General features: G+C 48.5%; 16 protein-coding genes. 7 read left to right on the forward strand and 9 right to left on the reverse strand.

Going from position 1 to position 17,462, the window contains the following annotated elements:
• Positions 1–49: 49 nt before the first annotated feature.
• Positions 50–1,891 (reverse strand): cytochrome c peroxidase, encoded by a 1,842-nt coding sequence (locus G8759_RS22825; RefSeq protein WP_167212989.1) that lies wholly within the window; start codon positions 1,889–1,891, stop codon positions 50–52.
• Positions 1,892–1,960: 69 nt separating this feature from the next.
• Positions 1,961–3,427 carry a hypothetical protein gene (locus tag G8759_RS22830; RefSeq protein WP_167212992.1) on the reverse strand — a complete coding sequence of 489 codons (1,467 nt, stop codon included), beginning with the start codon at positions 3,425–3,427 and terminating at the stop codon, positions 1,961–1,963.
• 229 nt (positions 3,428–3,656) lie between these two features.
• On the opposite strand from G8759_RS22830, the gene dprA reads away from it, so the two are divergent.
• Positions 3,657–4,787, forward strand: coding sequence for a DNA-processing protein DprA (gene dprA / locus G8759_RS22835; RefSeq protein WP_167212995.1), 1,131 nt, complete (start codon positions 3,657–3,659; stop codon positions 4,785–4,787).
• Positions 4,788–4,997: 210 nt separating this feature from the next.
• Positions 4,998–5,990 (forward strand): glycoside hydrolase family 43 protein, encoded by a 993-nt coding sequence (locus G8759_RS22840; RefSeq protein WP_167212998.1) that lies wholly within the window; start codon positions 4,998–5,000, stop codon positions 5,988–5,990.
• A gap of 82 nt (positions 5,991–6,072) precedes the next feature.
• Here the strand turns inward: G8759_RS22840 and G8759_RS22845 are convergent, their stop codons facing one another.
• On the reverse strand, positions 6,073–6,396 hold the full coding sequence (locus G8759_RS22845) for a DUF4377 domain-containing protein (protein ID WP_167213001.1): 324 nt from the start codon (positions 6,394–6,396) through the stop codon (positions 6,073–6,075).
• A gap of 229 nt (positions 6,397–6,625) precedes the next feature.
• Between G8759_RS22845 and G8759_RS22850 the strand changes: the two genes are divergently transcribed.
• The gene (locus tag G8759_RS22850) at positions 6,626–6,748 is read left to right on the forward strand and encodes a 30S ribosomal protein THX (protein WP_162388161.1); all 123 of its coding nucleotides are present in this window, start codon (positions 6,626–6,628) and stop codon (positions 6,746–6,748) included.
• Positions 6,749–6,862: 114 nt separating this feature from the next.
• Here G8759_RS22850 and G8759_RS22855 read toward each other — a convergent pair whose 3' ends face one another.
• Positions 6,863–9,448, reverse strand: a complete 2,586-nt coding sequence (locus G8759_RS22855) for a hypothetical protein (protein WP_167213004.1) — start codon at positions 9,446–9,448, stop codon at positions 6,863–6,865.
• A gap of 285 nt (positions 9,449–9,733) precedes the next feature.
• On the opposite strand from G8759_RS22855, the gene G8759_RS22860 reads away from it, so the two are divergent.
• Positions 9,734–10,312 (forward strand): Crp/Fnr family transcriptional regulator, encoded by a 579-nt coding sequence (locus G8759_RS22860; protein ID WP_167213007.1) that lies wholly within the window; start codon positions 9,734–9,736, stop codon positions 10,310–10,312.
• A gap of 217 nt (positions 10,313–10,529) precedes the next feature.
• A complete protein-coding gene (locus tag G8759_RS22865) occupies positions 10,530–11,135 on the forward strand; it encodes a DinB family protein (protein ID WP_167213010.1) in 606 nt (201 codons plus the stop codon).
• Between the two features lie 142 nt (positions 11,136–11,277).
• Here G8759_RS22865 and frr read toward each other — a convergent pair whose 3' ends face one another.
• The 4 genes from frr to G8759_RS22885 all read right to left on the reverse strand — a co-directional run bounded on the left by frr (position 11,278) and on the right by G8759_RS22885 (position 14,295).
• Positions 11,278–11,838 carry a ribosome recycling factor gene (gene frr / locus G8759_RS22870; RefSeq protein WP_162388154.1) on the reverse strand — a complete coding sequence of 187 codons (561 nt, stop codon included), beginning with the start codon at positions 11,836–11,838 and terminating at the stop codon, positions 11,278–11,280.
• Positions 11,839–11,927: 89 nt separating this feature from the next.
• Positions 11,928–12,668: a UMP kinase gene (gene pyrH / locus G8759_RS22875; RefSeq protein WP_167213014.1), complete on the reverse strand. Its 741-nt coding sequence runs from the start codon at positions 12,666–12,668 to the stop codon at positions 11,928–11,930.
• Positions 12,669–12,789: 121 nt separating this feature from the next.
• Positions 12,790–13,287, reverse strand: a complete 498-nt coding sequence (locus tag G8759_RS22880; protein ID WP_167213017.1) for an acetyl-CoA carboxylase biotin carboxyl carrier protein subunit — start codon at positions 13,285–13,287, stop codon at positions 12,790–12,792.
• 90 nt (positions 13,288–13,377) lie between these two features.
• Complete coding sequence (locus tag G8759_RS22885) at positions 13,378–14,295, reverse strand: DMT family transporter (protein ID WP_167213021.1); 918 nt, start codon at positions 14,293–14,295, stop codon at positions 13,378–13,380.
• A gap of 214 nt (positions 14,296–14,509) precedes the next feature.
• Here G8759_RS22885 and G8759_RS22890 point away from each other — a divergent pair, with 214 nt between their 5' ends.
• Positions 14,510–15,565: a methyltransferase gene (locus tag G8759_RS22890; protein WP_167213024.1), complete on the forward strand. Its 1,056-nt coding sequence runs from the start codon at positions 14,510–14,512 to the stop codon at positions 15,563–15,565.
• A gap of 119 nt (positions 15,566–15,684) precedes the next feature.
• The gene (locus G8759_RS22895) at positions 15,685–16,347 is read left to right on the forward strand and encodes a DsbA family oxidoreductase (protein WP_167213027.1); all 663 of its coding nucleotides are present in this window, start codon (positions 15,685–15,687) and stop codon (positions 16,345–16,347) included.
• Between the two features lie 87 nt (positions 16,348–16,434).
• On the opposite strand, the gene dusB is transcribed toward G8759_RS22895, so the two are convergent.
• Complete coding sequence (gene dusB / locus G8759_RS22900; protein ID WP_167213031.1) at positions 16,435–17,424, reverse strand: tRNA dihydrouridine synthase DusB; 990 nt, start codon at positions 17,422–17,424, stop codon at positions 16,435–16,437.
• Positions 17,425–17,462: the final 38 nt, after the last annotated feature.

The raw sequence follows: 17,462 nt of genomic DNA on the forward strand, positions 1-17,462 counted from the left end.
AACGTTAGCTCTCCAATATACGTACTTTTTAGTATTCGTCAGTATTGGATCACAACGCCTTCATAAATGCGACCAGTGCGGCCTGCTCCTTTTTTGTCAGATCCAGTTTTGAATCGGGTAAGGTCTGATTAGGCAGGTTGAAACCCAGTCCATTCCCTCCTCCCCGATCATAAAAATCGACAACCTGTTCGAGGGTTTGATAAACGCCATTGTGCATGTATGGAGCGGTTTTCGCCACGTGCCGAATTGTAGGCGTTTTGAAGGCATGCTTTTGAAGATCCATAGCCGTCGTTTTGAATTTACCTACATCAGCGTCAAGCTGCTCATTAGCCGAAGTGGCTGGGGTACCCAAGACTTCGCTTTCGGTTTTGGCGAACATAGGTGGAACTGTTCCGTTGAATAGCGGGAAAAAATGGCAGGTAGCGCACTGGCCTTTGCCCATAAACAGGTTGAAACCCTGCTTTTCTTCTGTTGTAAGTTGGGCCGGTTGATTCGGGCCAGCATCGTTCCGCAGAAACCGATCGATCCGTGAATCAAGACTTGTTAATGAACGGATATAGCTGGCAAGGGCGTTTTTGACTGTATATTCCGTAACGCCTTCTTTGTAGGCGTTGATGAAGCGGTTGCGGTATTCATTGCGTTGTTGCAGGGCACGAACCGCAGCGGGCAGTGAACCGTGCATTTCCGTCTCATTGGCAATGACGTCGCTGGCCTGATCCTCCAGGAACACGACTCTGGAGTCCATAAACTGCACGGCCTGCAACGACGCATTCAGGAGCGTGGGGGCATTTCGTTTACTGCGCGACCCTGCCATGCCCAAACTCGTTGGTTCACCGTCCGTAAATGCACGTTCCGGCTGATGGCACGATGCACAACTACGTTTTGAATTACCCGACAGTATCGGATCATAAAACAATAACTTACCCAGCGCAACCCGCTCGGCAGTAGGTCGGTCATCGTTCGAATTGACGAAAAAATTGCCGTCAAATGCATCAGGATCAGTTAGTGTCCGGGCCTGCGCTGACAGAAAACGGCTTTCCTGAAAAACAGGGATGTTCAATGCTCTTTGGGCATCGAGCAACAAACCACTTAGCACATTAGCTTGATTTGTAATAAACGCCAACCGGTCAAATCGGTTAAAATCGGGGCCACGGTTTAAGGTGGAAATGGCATCAGCAAAAATATGATCCAGTTGAGTTGCCAGTCTGGCATCTTTGTCGGACAGCTTGTAGAAACTTAAATGCTGCCGTAGACTTTCCAGTACCTGAACGGCCTCCGGCAACGAATGGCGCGCAATCGGCGAATCGAAACCGGTAATACCAAGCGAAATAAGCCGGAACACATCCAGCCGCATGGCATCAAAAATGTGACTATCAGTCATTTCGTTAGTAGCAGCCACTTTAGTCAACCGACCGACATTCGACACTAACAACGCAACCTGCTCAACAGCTTCGGTATGTTGTTCTGGCTCATAGTGAAACACGAACTCTTCCAGCACCTGTAATCCTTCGGGCTGCTCTACCCTTTTGTCGGCTTCGTCTACCTCAGGGAGGTTGGGTCCGTTGATACTCTTGGCGGTTTCGGGGTTGTATAATTCAGTTAGAAACTCAACCCGTTTATAGCGTAGCCGCGCTTCCAGAAAAGCCTGTTTCCAGGCTGCGACAGGGCGCTTTTCGACAATAACCCGTTGTAGCTTCCGTACCGCCGAATCGAGCAGTGCGATGTCGCTTACGTATTGCATCTGAACCCGTTGCAGGGGAGTCGGCCGGGGTCGAAACAATCCATATAGCCCAATCAGCAATAAGAGTCCGGCAGTAAGCGCAACAATCCACCACACATTCGGTTCAGCGGTTTTATGGGCAGGTACTGGACGATTTTTTTCCGAGATCATATCGATGGGTAAGCAAAAAGCCTGACCAGCAAAAGACCAGTCAGGCAGTGTACTTCTAAAAAACGAGGGCTAACGTGCTAAACCTTTAATAATCACTAGCTGGCTGCCCTGGTTTTCGTCGGGCCGTTTAGAACCTCCATCTACTTTCTTGTATTTTTCGTCCCGCCAGGAATGGGCCTGCAAACCAACGGAGAACGTGTTCGGAACGCCAATCACATCTGAAATATCGATCATTCCACTGATTTCCCAGGCACCTTTGGCCGATGTTCCACCCACATTATATTTGGCAGCATCTGCTTCTGTCCGGCGGTGGTCGATCATCAGTACGGGTTTTAACTCGCCGGTCTTGAAGCTATACTGATACAGATACGAATCGTGGGTTTCGTCTCCGTAGCCATTCGGGTCTTCCTGAATGTACGCATAGTTTTCGGTAACCGTAATGTTGTCAGGGTCCTGGAAGGTTTTGGCTATTCCATTCCGATCGTCACCGTCCAGCAGTAATTCGAGCGAGCCTTTCGTTGGGTCAGCGGCATCAAGCGTCAATTTATAAACCCGGCCGTATTTCGAGCGCGAGTAATCGGCGTTTACGCCCGTAGTTGCCTGCCCTGTCACGGTAAAATAGACCTCGCGCGCTTTAGCAACATCACTCCCTTTCCCATAATCGACATCCTCAACCCGACCAAACTTGATGGCTTTCAGATCGTTTACTTTACGATTGATCTGATCGCCCGTCAACGTTTTGTGGTCGTCGATCTTGGCAAACTCAACCGGGTATTTTGTACCGGTTTTCATGTCCATTTCTTTCTGGTTCCCATCGGTGCGCTTCATCATATAGAGCGTACCATTTTCCAGATCACCCACTGTGTTTGACACATACATTGCTACTTGGCCGCCATATGTATCCGAATCGTCGTCACCAATCAGGATAACCGTTTTGCCGGTAAATGCTGTTTTGGGAAGTGGAACGGCATTTTCGGCACTCCACCGGCCCAGCCCGGCCACTTCTTTTGATAAACTGGCCGATCCGACACTACCGTATGGATCCAGCGCGTGGGTTCTTGACTCCTGTCCGCTTTCGCCACAGGTCAAAAATTTTGGCCCGAAACCATGAATTTCGGGGGTAGCCATTGTTGCCGAGCAAAGCCGCCAAATGCCCCCATCGGAGTTGAGCAGGTATTCACCCTTGATGGGTTTGAAGGTTTTGTCCAGGGTCAGGCGGGATACGGCGAAATTATCCTCATTGTTGACCAACATCATATAGGTTCCGTCGGTATTTTTCAGGATGCCCGTTCCATCGGCAGAACCACCAAAGATATAGCCCGGTGATTGATCTAATTTATCATCGCTACTGATAAGTGAATACACCTCAAGATTCTCAAAACCAGCCTGTTTCTTCGCTAAAACCGGCGTAACGGACTGATTTTTCAGGACAACTTCAGACGTTGTTACACTTGGATTTTCTTCGTTGTTACAAGCTGCCAGCGCAAAAAGTACGAGCAAAGCCGATGAAGATACTATGGGTTTATGGATAAGCATGATCAGATAATTGAACGGATAAATTCTCGACTACAAAGTAACCGTCTGCACGTTACCCCAAGATGATGCTAGTGTTATCAGAATGCTATCATTAAAACGGCATTAAAGACTTATTCATGGAAGAAAGTCTGTTTTTCGGCTAAACTGGTTTTTAACACCAGAAATCAGTAAGCTTGCAGAAGTCATCATTGACTCAACTCATGTATACAAATTCAGCTTTTTACCATTCGTGCCTACCGATACTCAAGCCCAATTAGCCCTCACCCTCGTTCCGGGGGTTGGCAGTATTCTCATTCGACAACTGGTAAGTTACTGTGGTTCAGCTACTGAGGTGTTTCGATCTCCATTGGCTCGCCTGATGAAAGTTCCCGGCATTGGCGAAGTCACGGCTCGTGCTATCCTGAAGGCGGGTACTCTGGAAGAAGCCGAGCAACTCATGAAACGCGTTGAGAAGCTGGGAGCAACAGTGTTGTTCTATACCGATAAAGACTATCCGGTCCGGCTCAAAAACCTGTACGACGCTCCTGCCCTCCTGTATTTTCAAGGCTCAGGCAATCTAAACGCTCCCCGAACAATTGGGCTGGTAGGCACGCGGCAGGCTACCGAATACGGCCGACGTATAACCAGCGAAATCATTGAAGCGGTTGCTCCGTATGGCGCTTACATCATTAGCGGGCTGGCCTATGGCATCGACATTGCGGCCCATCGTGCCAGTCTGGCCAATAACTTACCGACAATTGGTGTGATGGCGAGTGGTCTGGACATTATCTACCCGAATGTACATCAGAAAACGGCGCAGGATATGCAGATGTTGGGCGGCTTGCTGACCGAAAGTCAGCCGGGGACAAAACCAGATGCTCACCTGTTTCCAGCCCGAAACCGCATCATTGCCGGTTTGAGTGATGCCATTGTGGTGGTAGAGGCAGCCGCGAAGGGAGGGGCATTAATAACAGCCGAATATGCCAATAACTACCATCGTGAGGTATTTGCTGTACCTGGCCAGTTGAATCAGACGTTTTCAGCGGGATGTAATAAACTCATTCGCGAAAATAAAGCGCAGATTTACACCAGTCCCCAAGACATCATTGAAGCCCTCAACTGGGATCGCCCGGAAACCGGTTCATCGACTACAGGATTACGGGCAACCTCGGCACCTGCACCTGCTTTGCCTGTGGACATTACGGAAGAAGAAAGTCAGATTATTGCCCTGCTGCGTCAGGTCAACGACTTACACATTGACGACCTAAGCTGGAAAAGCCAGATTCCGATGGGCCGACTGGCGTCTTTGCTCCTCAACCTTGAGTTTCGTGGATTTGTGCGATCGCTTCCAGGCAAGAAATACGCTGTGATTTACATTTAACCAGTTTGTCTTATTAGTGAAGGAGGAATCAAGGAAGGGCGTGCCACGGTTTTGAACCGTGGCACGCCCTTCCTTGATTCCTCCTTCACTACTTCTATCGCTAAAATTACCACCGATTATGTTTCAAACCTCCCGGCCAATAGAACTGGTAATTCCGAATTAGGTTTACTTTTGTCCTCCGATTTTTCTTGTTCCTCAATTGCTCTTTGTATGTCCATTCTTAAGTACGCCCTCTTTCTCTCCTTGTTCACACTCTCTTACATTCCTTTACAGGCGCAGAAATCAACTGTAAAGAAATCGGGGAATCCCGTTTTTCCAGGCTGGTATGCTGATCCGGAAGGTGTTATCTTCAAGAACCAGTACTGGATTTATCCAACTTATTCGGCACCCTATAACCAACAGATATTTTTTGATGCGTTTTCTTCGCCAGATCTGGTGACCTGGACAAAACATAGCCGCATTCTTGATTCAACTGCCGTAAAATGGGCAAAACGAGCTATGTGGGCTCCTGCCATCATTGAAAAGGGTGGAAAGTACTTTCTATTCTTTGGTGCGAACGATATTCACGATGAGCAGAAAGAGATCGGTGGCATTGGTGTTGCCGTTGCCGACAATCCGGCCGGACCCTTCAAGGATTACCTGGGCAAACCCCTCATTGGTCAGATCCGTAACGGAGCCCAGCCGATCGACCAGTTTGTTTTCAAAGATAAAGACGGCCAGTATTACATGCTGTATGGCGGCTGGGGGCATTGCAACATTGCTCGCTTAAAAGACGATTTTACGGGTTTTCTTCCTTTCTCCGACGGCACTCTCTTTCGGGAAATTACGCCGAAAAATTACGTGGAAGGCCCCACGATGTTCGTGCGTAATGGCAAGTATTATTTTATGTGGTCGGAAGGAGGCTGGACAGGCCCTAATTATTCCGTAGCCTATGCGGTGGCAAACTCGCCGTTTGGCCCGTTCGAGCGGGTAGGGAAAATTCTTCAGCAAGACCCGTCTGTTGCCACCGGTGCTGGCCATCATTCGATCATTCAGGTGCCCGGCACCGACGAGTGGTATATTGTTTATCACCGCCGACCCTTAACGGAAACCGATGGCAATCACCGCGAAACCTGTATTGACCGGCTCTATTTTGATGAGAAAGGGGCCATTAAGCCGGTTAAAATTACAGTAGAAGGCGTTGAGGCACGACGGCTAAATTAATGTCTCTTTCCTGATTTTTAGTTGTGTTTCAACCTGAGTTCACCCAGGCAGAGGGTACGAAATCCAACTAAAAATTTGGGTGTTACGTTTTATTTTTTTCAACCACTTTGACCAAACTATACCGTAGATCTGACGAATCGGCTGGCGGATTGTCGATTTTCTCTCGTTTGACAAGCAATTTATATTCGAATCCAGCTTCATACGAAAACCCCTCAATATTCCCGTAAAAAAGTTGCCAGCTGGTATCATTGTCTACTTTAACGAGTAAACATTTTTGGGGAGCCACACCCATGCAGTCCTGCTGATGGTCGGCAATCTGCATTTCAACAATAGCTGGTTTCACCGTATTCTTATCACAGCTAAAAAAGACAAGCAGAAGAAATCCTAAAGAAAATACTCGCTTCATATATTGACTAAAGATTATGAGTTCAGGTTCAGGGACTCATTTAAAAGGTTCCTCGTTGTAATAACCCGCTTCTTTTTTGCCATCTGCCTATTCTACGGTATCCAGATCGATCGATATATAGAAGGGCCAATACACGGACGTGAATAGCTTAACTAGTAAGGATCAAAAAATTGCCGTATCTTTAACTATTACCCGTCAAAGAAAAAATAAAACTAAACCAGTTAGAGCTATGGGAAAAGGCGATATAAAGTCACGCAAAGGAAAAATTGCAAGAGGCTCTTACGGCATGACCCGCCCTCGGAAACCTGGTAAGTCGGCAGCTCCCAAAGTGGAACCAGAGCCAACCGTCTAGTATGCAGTACCCCAGTTAGCAAAACATCGGTCGGTCTGAATGATAGCGTGATTTCTATCATCCAGACCGACCGATTTCCATAGCAATAAACTTATAATCAGGCAGTTACATGCATTATCGAGTTTTCGCCTTCGAAGCAGGTTTCACTGGTTCCGAAGTGGGTGGTACAGTAGGTTCAGGCGCAGGTGCTGGCTCTGTACGCTGGTTACGCCCTTCCCTGAACGCAACGAATCCAATCAACCCAATCAATAACACATTGCAAATCAGGTCGATCATATCACCGGTTTTGGCCAGTGGTGGCTCAAACCGGAACTCGATGGTATGCTTTCCGGCCGGAACACGCATTGCACGGAGAGCGTAGTTGGCCCGAAGGTGGGGAGCTGGCTTACCGTCGATAAACGCCTGCCAGTCTTCATGGCCCCGATAGTACACTTCCGAGAACACCACTAAACCATCGCGAACGGCATTCGCCTGATAGATCAATTTATCGGGACGATAACTTGTCAATTCAATCGTGCTGCCCGTATGATCCATCGTGGCGGGCAGATTACCGAGTTCAGCAGCAAATCGCTTATCGACCACGGCCGAATCGCGCGTGCTGAGCTTTTGCATAACGGCCATTTCTTCATCGGCATTACCGACTTGCTGGACTGTTTTAACAAACCAGGCCGCTCCCAATACACTTGGATTTGGCAAAGCGATTGGTCCGGCTGGTGCCTGCTGCGGATTGGCGGGATTCGTTTCTCCGGGCCGAATAACATACTTCGCATTCAGCATATTCAGGATATTCAGGAAATTAGGCTGGAGCGCGAACGTCATCAACTCATTATAACGACGCAATCGGGTTGTGTTATAACCACCAATCGAGCGGTGAAAATAGGAAGCCCGGTTGCTTTCCATGAACGATTCGGTTTGATCCATGACCCGGAAACCGAGGGATTTATCCTGAAGAATCTGCTGATCGGCTGGAGTCGGTTCAAAGATCGTTGCGACCTGTGCTTTGGGCACAAAATCAGCATTATTCAGGAATCGCTTATCAACCGAAAACAAATCGAATATGACAATTGCCGACAGGATCGGATAAAATACGACTGATTTGATTTTATTGGTCAAAAACAGCCATAACGTTCCGGCAGCCAACAGGATCAGAATAACCGACCGGAACGCATCAGAACGCAACATACTCTGCCGGTCGCTAATGAGTGCCGCCTGAAAATCTTTAGCCGCTTCGCCAAAATAACGGGATAGGATATCGACGTCATTAGGTTTCTGGAACGTAAAGAATGTACCGCCCAGCACAGCCAGAATAAGCGCCACACCAGCCGTTAGCCCCAGGCTGATCAGGAGCGGTTGCCGCAGTTGAGCCAGCGTCAGTTTTTGGTTCACAATGGTCTGAATGCCCAAAACCGCTCCGGCCGCCAGAAATAGCTGTGCCAAACAGAGCGCCATTGTCATAGCCCGGAACTTGTTCAGATAAGGCAGGTTATCAAATAGCAATTCGTTAAAAAACAGGAGGTTTTTACCCCAGGCCAGCATAATCATCAGCGCAGCCGCACTCAACAGCCACCAGCGAATTGCCCCCGGAATAACGAACATGCCCAGCGCAAACAGAAAGAGCAGAGCGGCTCCTGCATAAGCCGGCCCACCTAATATTGGCTGATCGCCCCAGTAGGTTGGCGCGCCCAATTCAGCCATTTGTTTAGCCGATGCGGGGTCGACACCCCGGCTCGTCATCGCTTTATAAAATTCCGAATCCGTTGTCAATCCGCCAGCCGATCCCCCACCGTAAACATTCGGAACGAGCAGTGTCAATGTCTCGGCCTTGCCATAGCTATACAGAAACGCATAATCTTTATCCAGACCTCCTTTCGATTCGCTGCTGGGAGTTTTGCCATCTGGATTCGTTGTTTTGGCCGTTAGTTCCGATTGGCCACGAATTGTTTCTTTCGTGTATTGATTTAGAATGAGCAAGCGTTTTCCAAAACTACCCGCAGCCAGCCCACCTGCAATGGCTAAGGTTGCCAGACCAAGGGCCAGTTGGCGTCCCTTTCCTGCCCGAATAAGGGCAATTCCTTCGATGAGTACATACAACCCAATGGTCATGAACAGATAATAGGTAATCTGGATGTGGTTCGCGCCAAACTCCATGCTCAGGAAGAGCCCCATCAAAGCGGCTCCAACCCAGTATCGTCCGCGCAGAGCCAGAATTACACCCGCCAGCATACCCGCTCCGTAACCCATGGCAAAGAGTTTGGAAACGTGTCCCGCTTCGAGACTAACGATACCAAACGTACCAAAGCCATAGGCAGCAGCACCGAGTGCCGAGAGCCACGCGTTGCAGCCCATCACAACGAGCAGAATATACATACTCAACATGACGATGAACACAATGCTGGCCGTGTTTGGCAACACATTGACGACACTCATCACGGCTTTATAGATCAGAATGTACGGGTAATTGTAATCGATCATATAACCCGGCATACCGCTGAAAACAGCATCGGTCCAGAGGGGTTTTTCGCCCGTTTCTTTCGTTATCTCACGGATTTCGCGAGCCGACGCAGACGCTTGCTGAACGTCGCCCATCGATAAGGTTTTGCCTGACAGCACTGGCGAGAAGTAGATTATAGCCAGCACCAAAAGAGCCAGCACAGCGATCAGGTGTGGGCGAAGGCGTTGAAATAGGGTTGGTTGGTTCATAAAGTAAACTAGTACGTAGCCCAAAGATAAGGCTTTGTACCAAAACGGCGGAAAGACCTCACTATTTTGCCAGTCTGCCTATCGACTCGTAGGCGTATGTGCATCGTGTAACAATGAAAAATGGGCTTATTATCGGATACTTTCCACACCTTCCTTATATTCATAGGCCTTTCGCCTGGAGCCGTGCCAACGCAACTGCGGACGGTGGTTATTACAAGTAGTACCAGTAACCGTGGTACGGCTCCAGGCGAAAGGCCTATTTCAATTTCCTAACCTCCCGAAACCTTGGAAAAAGACGCCCTCAAAAAAACCGTATTCCGAACATACCCTCTAAACGACGACGAGTGGGATGCCTTCGCTAATTGCTGGCATCCGGTTCGCTATAAGCGTAAAACCGTACTGACCCGCGCCGGAGACATTGAGCATTATCTCTATTTTGTGGAGGATGGTGTGCAACGGGCATTTTACCTGAGCGAAGACACGAAAGAAACGACGCTGGTCTTTTCCTATACGGGTTCTTTCTCGGGTGTCGTCGATTCGTTTCAACTCCAGCAGCCTTCCCGGTATTACCTCGAAACGCTGACGAACAGTGAGCTACTCCGTATTTCTTATCCTGACTTCACCCGTCTGCTTGACGAATACCCACGAATTGAGCGTTGGGTACGACTGGCTTCGGCTCAGGTTTTAGCCGGGCTTCTGGAGCGACAAATTGAATTGGCGACGTTCACTGCCGAAGAAAAATTCCGGATTTTGCTGACCCGGAGTCCGCACATATTGCAGCTTATTCCGCAAAAATACCTGGCGTCTTACCTTGGATTAGATCCTGCTACGTTCAGTAAGTTATTGAAATTGGTTCGGTTATGATCTGTACTAAAACAGAAGCAAAGCAAAAATTATGAATATCAACGATGGTTTTATATTCATTTATCCGGCAGCTAAACTTAGCTACCAGCAACTTGTGAATAGACGAATTGATTCTTAATTAGCTTATGATAAAACTCACTTATTAACAAAAATCTTGGTCTACGCCAAGATTTTTTGTTCTCGGATCAGCTACGTTTGTGCTATAAATCAACCGACTATGCCACGCTTCACTAGTAAAACGTTGCTCCTTGATCTGGAGGAAGATGTAAGCCAGCTCCGTCAGATTGCCGGGCAGGAATTCTATAGTTTATCCGATGCCCGGTTGCTCCAGGCCCCAACGCCTGCGCAATGGAGCATCGCACAATGCCTTGAGCATTTGAATAGTTACGGCCTTTATTATATTCCCTTGATGGAAAAAGCCATCCAGACCGGCGAGCAGCATAACCTTACGGCAAAGGATGTTTTCAGTAGTGGCTGGTTGGGCAATTATTTTGCTGAATCAATGCGCCCTGGAGCAGATGGAGCCATTCGATTAAAAATGAAAGCGGTCAAAAATCACACACCTGATGCACAATTGAATCCACGGGATATTCTGACCGAATTTTCCCGGCAACAGGCGCAGTTGCAAAACCTGCTCGAACGGGCGCAACATATCGACATTGGCAAACTACGCATCCCGATTTCTATTGCCAGTTGGATAAAGCTGAGTTTGGGGGATACGTTCCGGTTTCTGATTGCCCACGAACAGCGGCATGTGTTACAGGCGCAAAAGGTATTGAGTACCCTGTCGTCGCGAGAAACGGCCGACCAACTCAGTCAATAGGTTGATTCGGAAGCACTTTATGGTTGACTGGTAAACTTCTCAACGAATCCGATTCAAGAATCAATTCCGTACTTCGTTCCAAACAAAAGCCGATCACCCATTGAGATGACCGGCTCTTTTGCTGTCGATAAATCAACCGGATCTATACTAACAAAATATCTTTTTCTTTCGCCACAAACACCTCATCAACCCGTGCAATAAAGGCATCGGTCAACTTTTGAACACGCTCTTCGCCCTGTTTCACGGCATCTTCAGATACACCATCTTTAACCAGTTTGCGAATGTCGTCGTTCGTGTCTTTGCGGATGTTACGGACATTGATTTTAGCCGTTTCAACTTCCTGCTTTACTTTTTTGACCAGATCGCGACGCCGGTCTTCGGTCAGCGGTGGAATGCTCAGTCGAATCTGTTCACCATCGTTGTTGGGATTCAAACCAAGGTTTGAATTTCGGATTGCTTTCTCAACTTCCCCGATGAGCTTTTTCTCAAAAGGTTTGATAACGATCGTGCGGGCATCGGGCGTATTGATCGACGCTACCGTATGCAACGGCGACAGCATTCCGTAATATTCGATCTGAATGCCGTCGAGCATACCGGCATTTGCTTTTCCAGCGCGGATTTTGGTCAATTCGATGGCCAGGTGCTTAAGCGCCTTTTCCATCGTATCTTTTGCATCGTCGAGGTATAGCTCGATCTCTTCCATTTTCTGAGTTTTCAGCTTTTTAAGTTTACCGTTTACAGTCACTGGCGTTGATAGCCATTATACCTATAAACGGTAAACTGTAAACTATTTTAGACTGTTTCTTCTGGTAATTTAGCCGTAATAAGCGTTCCGACATCTTCACCCTGAACAAGCCGGAGCAAACTACCCGTCTCATTCATATTAAAGACAATAATCGGCAGATTGTTTTCCTGACACAGCGTAAAGGCCGTCAGGTCCATCACATTCAGTTTCTTTTCGTAAACGTCATCGAAGGTGATGCTCGTATACCGGGTGGCTGTTTTGTCCTTCATCGGATCAGCCGTGTAGACGCCATCAACTTTAGTGCCTTTCAGCACAACGTCGGCTTCGATTTCAATGGCCCGTAAAGCTGCCGTGGAATCTGTTGTGAAGTAAGGATTGCCGGTTCCGGCACCGAAGATGACGACACGCCCTTTTTCGAGGTGACGCACAGCCCGCCGACGTACATACGGTTCACAGACCTGCTCCATTTTAATGGCCGACATCACACGGGTATACATACCATGTTTTTCGAGCGAACTCTGAATAGCCATTGCATTGATAACCGTTGCCAGCATACCCATGTAATCGCCCTGAACGCGATCGATGCCTGACCGTTCACCCGAAACGCCCCGGAAAATGTTGCCTCCGCCGACCACGATGGCTACCTGAACGCCTAAATCTACTACCTGCCTAATTTCACGGCTGTATCTTTCCAGCACAACCGGGTCAATATTGTAACCATTAGGGCCCGCCAATGCCTCTCCACTCAGTTTGAGCAGAATGCGTTTATAGTTCGTCGAAGGTGTCATGAGGGAAAATTTTGCGGGCAAAGATAAGAAAAAAGCGTGGGGCATGGAGCATGAAGCCTGGAGTTTTGCGCGTGGTTTTACTTTGTGCACCACATTGGACTCTTTCAGGTTGTGCTATGCTTTAGGTAAATTCGATCAAGACCTGCCCCTTTTCAACCCGGTCTCCTTTGTTGGTCCGAATGGTTTTAATGACTCCTTCACCAGTGGCTTTCAGGATGTTTTCCATTTTCATGGCTTCCAGAATCAGTAAGCTATCACCTTTATTGACCGTATCGCCCGGTTGAACATTCACCCCAACAATTAGTCCGGGCATGGGTGCTTTCAGATCATTAACTTTGGTGGCAGCGGCACTGGCCATACCCATTTTTTCGAGCAAAAGGTCGAACCGATCCTTTAGCTGAACCGGGTAGATATGACCATTGATCTTTAATCGAACGGATTTATCAGCCGGGTTCAGGTCCAGAATTTCGGCTGTATAAGACCGATTCTGGTGTAAAATATGAACGACCCGATCCGAAAGTTTTACTAAATCCCAGACAAAAAATTCGCCATTGAGTGTGGGACCAGCCGCCGTGAAATCAATGGTTACGTTTTGGTTGTTAAGCGTAGTTTGGTACATGGAACAAAGTAAAGTAGTTGGATTGGGGCCTATTACTGTTTCCTGAGCGGCTAATCTATAAACAGTATCCCACAAACCATAAACATTTCCTCAAGACTTATTAATCAACCAAATTCCCAACAGGCAAATACCCATACCCGCAAATTGCACCGCATAGATGGTTTCGCCATCGAGAACACCCCACATCAGTGCCACGCCCGGCATTAGATACGTCACCGATGACGCGAACAACGGCGAAGCCAGTTGCATAATCCTATTAAAAATTACCGACATCACACCGGACCCAAGCACTCCCAGGCAGATAAGCGTGGCCAGCGATAGCGTTGAAACTGGTAACGTTACCCTTATAAAAAAATCAGTCGTCAGCAGGGTTAACAGAGCCATTGGTCCAACGAAGGCAAATAACCAGGCAGTTGACACCAACGCAGGCATGTGGCTCAGGTATCGACCAATGATATTGATGTTTGTGCCATAACAAAGCGTTGCCAGCACAATTAACAGAGCATATCCATTTATCGAAAATGATCCTGTCGCACTATAAAATATTAGCAGGATCGATCCACCCAGGCCAAGCAAAATCCCGGCAACCTGCCAGAGACGAAGAACACGACCAAAAAACAATACGCCGATCAGGAGCGTAAACAATGGGCTAAGCGCGTTTAATGCGCCAGCGAGTGAGCTGTTCAGGTGTGCCCCGGCTTCGGCGAATAAAAAAGCGGGAATCAGATAGCCCAATAACCCTGCCGCCAATAAAGCGCCCCACCGATTTCGAACCGATTGCCGGGTGTCAATACTACGAGCCTGGATTCCCAGAAATGGGCTAAAGAACAAAAACGCGAAGAAAATACGACCAGCAGCTACCTGCTCCGGCGGAAAAGCTACCAGACTTCGCTTGATCAGAATAAAGGAGCTACCCCAAACCAGTGCCAGCACAAAAAGAAGAATCCAGGCGAGTAGTGGGTGTTTTTTTGCCGTAATACTTGATTCCTGAGTAGACGTTGGCGTCATAAAGAGTTAGTTTTCAATTTGCACAGGTGGCTTCCCAGCCGGCAAGGAGCGTTTTACGTATTAATCTTTCTTAGTAAAGGGAACGGCCTGATTTAGCAGTAAGTTCGGTTATCAGGCAATGAATAAGCGCTCTATTTATAGCCATCTAATTCGGACAGCCGTTATATTTGGCCTTCGCGCTGGCTGTAGAATGGTCAGATAATCCAGTATACCAATGCTCAACGATTCCCAGCCTGACCTGGCTCCGATTACCCGTCACTTACGGGCCATGTTTGGCTCACGATTACTCATTGCTGCCGTTAGCCATTTGCACGTTTTCGACCATTTACGAAACGGCCCGCTTCCAATAACCCAGTTAAGCGAGCGACTCCAGCTTAGCGAACGTCCAGCTATGGTACTGTTCCCGGCTTTGTGTGCCATGGATATGCTCCGTTGTCATGCGTCGGGGGAGTTAAGCATTACCGAACTGGGCCGCTACCTGCTACAGGATCATAACCCGAACCTGACCGGTTATGTGGGTCTGGAAAAAGACGATCCGGGTGTCATCGAAATGGTTAACCGGCTTAAAAATGACGGTCCACTGGATGCTCCTCAGGGTATTTCCTTCGTCAAGGAAGGGGAAGGTCCTTCACCAATGGACAATCAGGAACTAGCCCGGACACTCACCCTCGGCCTGGCCGGACGTGCCAGACGGCTATCGCCTATTGTTGCCGCCAAGCTCTCCAGACGCGAAGGGCATCTGCTGGACGTAGCCGGTGGAACAGGCTTTTATACCTATGAATGGCTCCTGAATAACCCTTCTTCAACGGCCACGATACTCGACCGGCCAGCTGTTTTGGCAGTAGCCAGTGAGCTGCTGGACGAACTTACGGCAAGTGATCGATCAGGCGTGGAAACGCTCCGGGAGCGGGTAACGTTCTTACCCGGTGATATGCTTACGGATGAGCTTCCAAAGACCGACCTGTTGCTGGCAGCCAGCCTTTTCCATGATTGGCCAACGTCAACCTGCCAACTGCTGGCTAACCGCTTTGCAGCTTCCCTTCGACCCGGTGGTGAGCTATGGGTTCACGACGCTTTCCTGAACGATACGCTGGATGGACCGCTTCCCGTTACGGACTATTCAGCTCAGTTATTCTGGAATACCAAAGGTCGGGCCTACAGTCGGGCCGAATACCGGCACTGGTTTACAGAAGCAGGTCTGGAACCAACGACCGAGAACATTGCGACCCAAATGGATTATGGGTTGATCTGGGCGCGGAAATCCGATTGATAAGTGACAGCTATCCAGGCAGCAAATCGAACCTGAGATCGCCAAAAAGAGTTAATCCATCGTAGTTCTATTTTCTACAGCTACATATAGCGACTTAATCGCTTAAATGATTCAAAAAGATGGAAGTAGAAATCTGGAGTGATGTCATGTGCCCGTTTTGTTATATCGGCAAACGCAAATTCGAGCGCGCACTGAGCGAGTTTCCTCATAAAGATCAGGTAAACATTGTCTGGAAGAGTTTTCAGCTTAATCCTGCCATGAAAACTGATCCCGACAAGACTATAAACGAATATTTATCGGAGGCAAAAGGATGGAGCCTTGAGCAGGCCAGGCAGATGAATGACCGTGTAACGGCAATGGCTAGCGAAGTTGGCTTATCATACGACTTCGATAAAGCGGTTGTGGCCAATTCGTTTGACGCTCACCGCTTGATTCAATTGGCCAAAGCAAATGGCCTGGGCGATGCCGCCGAAGAGCGATTATTTCGTGCCTATTTTACCGAAGGTCGCAACACCGCCGATCACGACACGCTGCTCGAACTGGGCACTGATATTGGCCTGGATGCTACCGCTGTGGAGCAGTTGCTTCAAAGCGACCAGTATGCAGAAGCGGTTCAACACGATATTTATGAAGCCCAGCAAGTTGGCGCACGCGGTGTGCCGTTTTTTGTGCTTAACCGTCGATACGCAGTTTCGGGGGCTCAACAACCCGAAACCTTTCTGGGTGCACTCAACACCGCCTGGGCAGAATCTGAGCGGGAGGTATCCGGCTTAAAACGCTAGCTTTTCTCTTGAAGAAATAAGAATATATTGGCCCCACAGATTGAATGACTCTCAATCTGTGGGGCCTACGTTTTACAGGAAGCTAGCTCATACAAGCTCAGGAATGTAATTTTCCTGAATCTCGTCCAGAATTGCTCCAAGCTCCGCGTATGAATCGGTGGTTACCAGTCGGGACCGGTACGGCTTAAAATCGGGCAACCCTTTGAAATAGTTCGCGTAGTGACGGCGCATCTCAAAGAGTCCTACGATTTCACCTTTCCAGCGAATCGAAAAATCTAAATGCTGGCGACAAACGGCCACCCGATCGGCCACAGTCGGGGCAGGTCGGTGCTCACCCGTTCGGGCATAATGCTTGATTTCGTCAAAAATCCAGGGATGGCCAATGCTGGCACGTCCGATCATGACGCCATCTACACCATACCGATTTTTATACTCCAGCGCCTTCTCCGGCGAATCGATATCACCATTTCCGAAAATCGGAATCTGAATGCGCGGATTGTCTTTGATACGGCCAATAAGCGTCCAGTCTGCATTGCCTTTGTACATCTGAACACGGGTCCGACCATGAATGGTCAGGGCTTTAATACCAATATCCTGCAAGCGTTCGGCAACTTCGCCTACGTTTTTGGTATTATCGTCCCAGCCAAGCCGGGTTTTAACGGTCACCGGAAGATGGGTGGCTTTAACAACCGCTTCGGTCATACGCACCATTTTCGGAATATCCTGCAACAAAGCAGCACCAGCGCCCCGACAGGCTACATTTTTTACGGGGCAACCGTAGTTGATATCGATCAGATCGGGGTTGGCACGGGTTGCAATTTCGGCACAGGCCCCCATCGTCTCAACGTCGGAACCAAACAATTGAATGCCAATCGGTCGTTCGTACTCAAAGATATCGAGCTTCTGCACGCTTTTGGCGGCATCACGAATTAATCCCTCCGACGAGATAAATTCGGTATACATCAGATCGGCACCGTTGGCTTTACAGACCGCCCGAAACGGCGGATCGCTGACATCCTCCATGGGAGCCAGCAGCAGCGGAAAATCGGGTAATTGTATGTTGCCAATGTGTATCACGCAGGCAATAAGTTTTGATTTATGATGTACAAATTACG

It is taken from the genome of Spirosoma aureum, assembly GCF_011604685.1.
GTDB lineage: Bacteria > Bacteroidota > Bacteroidia > Cytophagales > Spirosomataceae > Spirosoma > Spirosoma aureum.